Source organism: Streptomyces coffeae (genome assembly GCF_016741875.1).
GTDB classification, from domain to species: domain Bacteria; phylum Actinomycetota; class Actinomycetes; order Streptomycetales; family Streptomycetaceae; genus Streptomyces; species Streptomyces coffeae.
Genome location: NZ_JAERRF010000246.1, coordinates 1 through 243, shown reverse-complemented (window position 1 = coordinate 243; position 243 = coordinate 1). Strand labels below are relative to the sequence as shown.

The window sequence follows — 243 nt, the reverse complement described above, 5'->3', positions numbered from 1 at the left end:
CTGCGCATCCGTCGCCAACGCCTCCCGCGGACTCATCCCAAAGAAATCAGCATCAAACTCCCCCACATCACCCAAAAACCCACCCGCACGCGTCGACGACGTACCCGCATGCTCAGGATCCGGGTGATACAACCCCTCCAGATCCCACCCCCGATCACCAGGAAACTCCGACACCGCATCCACCCCACCAGCCACCAACTCCCACAACCCCTCCGGCGAAGACACCCCACCCGGATACCGACA

The 243-nt window shown here is 62.6% G+C and carries 1 protein-coding gene; it reads right to left on the bottom strand.

What is annotated here, in order from left to right:
* Nucleotides 1-243, bottom strand: a 243-nt coding sequence (locus JK363_RS41855; RefSeq protein WP_268981180.1) for a beta-ketoacyl synthase N-terminal-like domain-containing protein, incomplete at both ends; no start/stop codon positions are given.